Here is a 4006-nt window from a genome sequence, read left to right as displayed (position 1 = left end):
AATTTAAGGTAGTGATCGGCCAATAAAATTAAAACAACACGCTCACCTGGTTCTTCTAAGGTTTTTAATAGCGCATTTGAAGATGCCAAGTTAAGAGCTTCAGCAGGTTCAATAAGAATAACGCGCCAACCCTCTCCTGTTTGTTGTACAAAAGGCAGCAAATCTCGAATCTTTTCGATTTTTATTTTTGCATTTTGCTTTTTATTTTCTTCATCTGTTGTGATATGGACATAATTTGGATGAGTATCCGATTTTAACCATTGGCAGCTGCTACACTCACCACAAGCACCCTGAGGCTGCTTATTTAGACAAAGCACCCACGCCAAGAAATGCTTAGCAAAAGCATGTTTCCCACAGCCTTCCTTGCCATAAAATAACAGACCATGTCCAATATTGGGAAACCTTGTTGTTAAGGTGTCCCAAGTTGTTTTCTGCCAAGGATAAACCTTTGAAGTTACATTCGGATTCATTAAAAATTAACGCTTATTCAAAAGATTCGACTGGCATATTATTTAAGCGATCAAGATCAGCTTGAGTGTCCACACCGGGTGGTAAATTTGCTTGAGCAACAGCAATCGCAATACGATGTCCATTTTCTAAAACACGCAATTGTTCAAGACTTTCTAATTTTTCAAGCTTACCCATATCCCAGGTCACATATTCTTGCAATAAGCTCACTCGATACGCATATAAACCTAAATGACGAAATGCTTGTGTATGTAAAGTCGGTTCATTATCTTTAGCCCCATCCCGATCATAAGGAATAGTTGCTCGGCTAAAATATAAAGCTTCATTTTGTTTAGACATGACGACTTTTACAATGCTATCGCGCTGAAATTCATCTAAGGTATAAATAGGCTCGCACAACGTCGACATTGAACAATTTGGTTTATCAACCAAAAGTTTTGCAACTTGCTTAACAAGTTGGGCTGGTAATAAAGGTTCATCTCCCTGAACATTTACAATAATGTCATTAGCATCCCAACCTTTAATACGCGCAACTTCACTTAATCGGTCTGTTCCTGATGGATGATCAGGACTTGTAAGAACAACATCTACACCATCTGCACGGCAAATCTCAGCAATACGTTCATCATCTGTTGCCACACATAGATCATCAAAACCTTCAACTTTTTTAGCTTGATCGACTACACGTAAAATCATAGGACGGTCATGAATAAGCAACAATGGTTTACCTGGCAAACGCGAACTTGAAAAGCGTGCTGGAATGACGATGTGTTTCATTTTTTCTTCCTAAGATAATTGGATATCAAGTTGCTGCAGTTGCTGCTTTAAAACCTGATAACACTCTACAGACAGGATAGCTTTAACAGGAACAACCCAAATAGGCTGTTTAAATTCTGGATATTTTTCAAGCAATGGCAATAATTTAACCGCATCTTTTTCAGTTGTAATAAGTGGCAGTTCATCATTAAAAATTAAATCATCGATTGAGTAATCATGATGGTCACGAAACGCATGTTCTTGAAATTGTTTCAGACCTAAATCTTTAAGTGTCTGATAAAAACGCTGTGGAAAGCCGATACCCACTACAGCATGATAATTACTTTGAGGATTAAAACTGTGTTCGACTGTTGATGAAGAATTGAGTAAATATGGCTGTCCAGTCTCAAGATGCATATTTAATTCTGTAGTTGGTTTATATGCATGTTCAATTACTGTTCCAGTTTCTAAACGCTCAACTGGCTCTCTTAAATATCCTTCAGGTAATAGTTTTTGATTTCCTAAGCCGCGATTTTGATCGAGTACAATCCACTCGATTTGTCGTCCCAATGCCCAATGCTGCAAACCATCATCACTAATAATTAAATCTACTGATGTTGATGCTAATAAAAGTTCTATTGCAGCCTGCCTATTAGGACCTACTGCCATTGGTACACTTGTCGATTGAACAATTAATGCAGGTTCATCTCCAACTTGAGTTGCTTGAGCACCCGAAGTAACCAACATTGGAAAAGGACCTATACCACCATACCCGCGGCTAATGACCCCAACTTTGACATTATGCTGTTGTAGATAATTTACCAGTTGTATTAATAATGGGGTTTTGCCACTTCCACCCACAGTAATATTACCAATCACCATGACAGGTACAGGTGCCTTATAAACTTTCTTTAAACCCACAGTATAAAAATTACGATTTAATAGAAACCCAGCACGATACAAACAAGATAATGGACGTAAAGCAATCAACCAACTCGATTGCTTATTCCATGCATTCTGGATCAGCTGGGCCAATGACATGCTTAGTTATCCTCAAAATTACGCTGATGTAATTGATAATAAGCACCATGTTTTTCAAGAAGCTCTTTATGAGTACCTTGCTCAACGATTTGTCCTTGATCCATCACTACAATACGATCAGCATTTTCAATTGTTGATAAACGGTGTGCAATAACGATCGTTGTACGGTCTTGCATCGCTTCATCAAATGCTTGCTGAATAAAATGTTCAGATTCATTATCGAGAGCACTTGTAGCTTCATCTAAAATTAGAATTGGAGCATTCTTTAAAATTGCTCGAGCAATTGCAATTCGTTGACGCTGACCACCAGATAGGTTTAAACCTTGTGCACCTAAAACAGTGTCGTAACCATTTGGCAAATTCATAATGAAGTCATGTGCATAGGCTGCTTTTGCCGCTGCATAGATTTTTTCATCTGATGCACCTTCCAACTGACCATATGCGATATTTTCACGAACAGTACGGTTAAACAATATAACCTGTTGATTTACCATTGCAATTTGTGTGCGCAGACAAGAAAGTTCAATATCATTAATTGGCAAATCATCTAAATAAATTTGTCCACTCGATACTTCTTGAAAACGTACCAACATATTCACTAATGAACTTTTACCAGCTCCTGAACGACCAACCAATGCCACTGTTTGACCCGGGAGAATATCTAAAGAAAAATCTTTAATAGCTGCTACACCATCAGCATAATTTAATGTCACATGATCAAAACGGATTGCACCATTTAATTTAGGTTTCAATTGACCGTTATTTTGCTCTTCAGGTAAATCTAGTAATTCAAAAACAGAATGAGCCGCTGCTAAACCACGTTGTAACTTTTCATTAACATCAGTCAAGCTTTTAACTGGTTTTGCTAATAGACCAGCAGCGGTAAGATAAGCCACAAATTCACCAGCACTTGTATTACCTAAAATCTGAGGTCGCAAAGCTAACCATACAATAAGAGCCATAGCACAAGCCATTACTACCTGAACAACTGGGCTATTCAGGTTTTGTACAATCACCATTTTTAAACCACGTTTTAAGTTCTCTTCCGATGACTTATAAAAACGTTTTTGTTCAGATTCTTCACCAGCAAAAGTTTTTACTACAGCATTACCATTAATACTTTCTTGGACAACATGGTTCACATCACCCATAGTGTCTTGAACTTGTAACGAAAGCTTTCGCATACGTTTCGAAGCTTTACGTACCAATACACCAATTACTGGTAAAAACACAAAAACGCATAAGGTAAGACGCCAATTGGTATAGAACAGATAGCCTAATAGTCCAATAGTAATCATCCCATCCCTAACAATGGTTCTTAATGATTCCGAAGAAGCAGCTGTTAGCTGTTCAACGTTATACATAATTTTGGCAGTAATATGACCAGATGAATTATCTAAGTAATATTGTGCTGGGAGTCTTAAAAGTTTCGCATAAACTTCCTGACGAATACTAAAAACTAAACTACGGGAAATCACAGCAGTATAGTAGCCGCCCATAAATAGGCCTAAGCCGCGGAAGAATACTAATAAAATAATTAATAACGGGAACCAATCCAAATCTGCTCTACTACTGTTTTGGATTGCATCAATAATAAATTTAATCAATTTAGCAACGGAAACTTCTGTTGCTGAGTTAATACCGAACCCGATAAGTACTAATAAGGCCACGCCCCAATAAGGTTTTAAATAGGCTAAGAGACGCGTATAAACCTTAAAATCTTGATTCACTCAGAAAAACC

The 4006-nt window shown here is 37.6% G+C and carries 3 protein-coding genes and 1 pseudogene; all 4 read right to left on the bottom strand.

Annotated features, from left to right (window positions below; translation table 11 throughout):
• Window positions 1-470: pseudogene (locus UC75_RS19760) on the bottom strand (DNA polymerase III subunit delta'); the annotation flags it as partial.
• Between the two features lie 13 nt (window positions 471-483).
• Complete coding sequence (kdsB, locus tag UC75_RS02050) at window positions 484-1245, bottom strand: 3-deoxy-manno-octulosonate cytidylyltransferase (RefSeq protein WP_049836518.1); 762 nt, start codon at window positions 1243-1245, stop codon at window positions 484-486.
• A gap of 9 nt (window positions 1246-1254) precedes the next feature.
• Complete coding sequence (gene lpxK, locus UC75_RS02045) at window positions 1255-2265, bottom strand: tetraacyldisaccharide 4'-kinase (protein ID WP_049836517.1); 1011 nt, start codon at window positions 2263-2265, stop codon at window positions 1255-1257.
• A 2-nt stretch (window positions 2266-2267) separates the two neighbouring features.
• Window positions 2268-3995 carry a lipid A export permease/ATP-binding protein MsbA gene (gene msbA, locus UC75_RS02040; RefSeq protein ID WP_049836516.1) on the bottom strand — a complete coding sequence of 576 codons (1728 nt, stop codon included), beginning with the start codon at window positions 3993-3995 and terminating at the stop codon, window positions 2268-2270.
• Window positions 3996-4006 lie beyond the last annotated feature (11 nt).

The organism is Acinetobacter sp. V2 (genome assembly GCF_001188385.1).
GTDB lineage: Bacteria > Pseudomonadota > Gammaproteobacteria > Pseudomonadales > Moraxellaceae > Acinetobacter > Acinetobacter oleivorans.
This window is presented reverse-complemented; position numbering and strand designations above follow the sequence as displayed.

What these genes read in the sequence shown, in the direction of transcription:
- kdsB (WP_049836518.1), bottom strand. Translation starts at nt 1,245, where the DNA reads ATGAAACACATCGTCATTCCAGCACGCTTTTCAAGTTCGCGTTTGCCA.
- lpxK (WP_049836517.1), bottom strand. Translation starts at nt 2,265, where the DNA reads ATGTCATTGGCCCAGCTGATCCAGAATGCATGGAATAAGCAATCGAGT.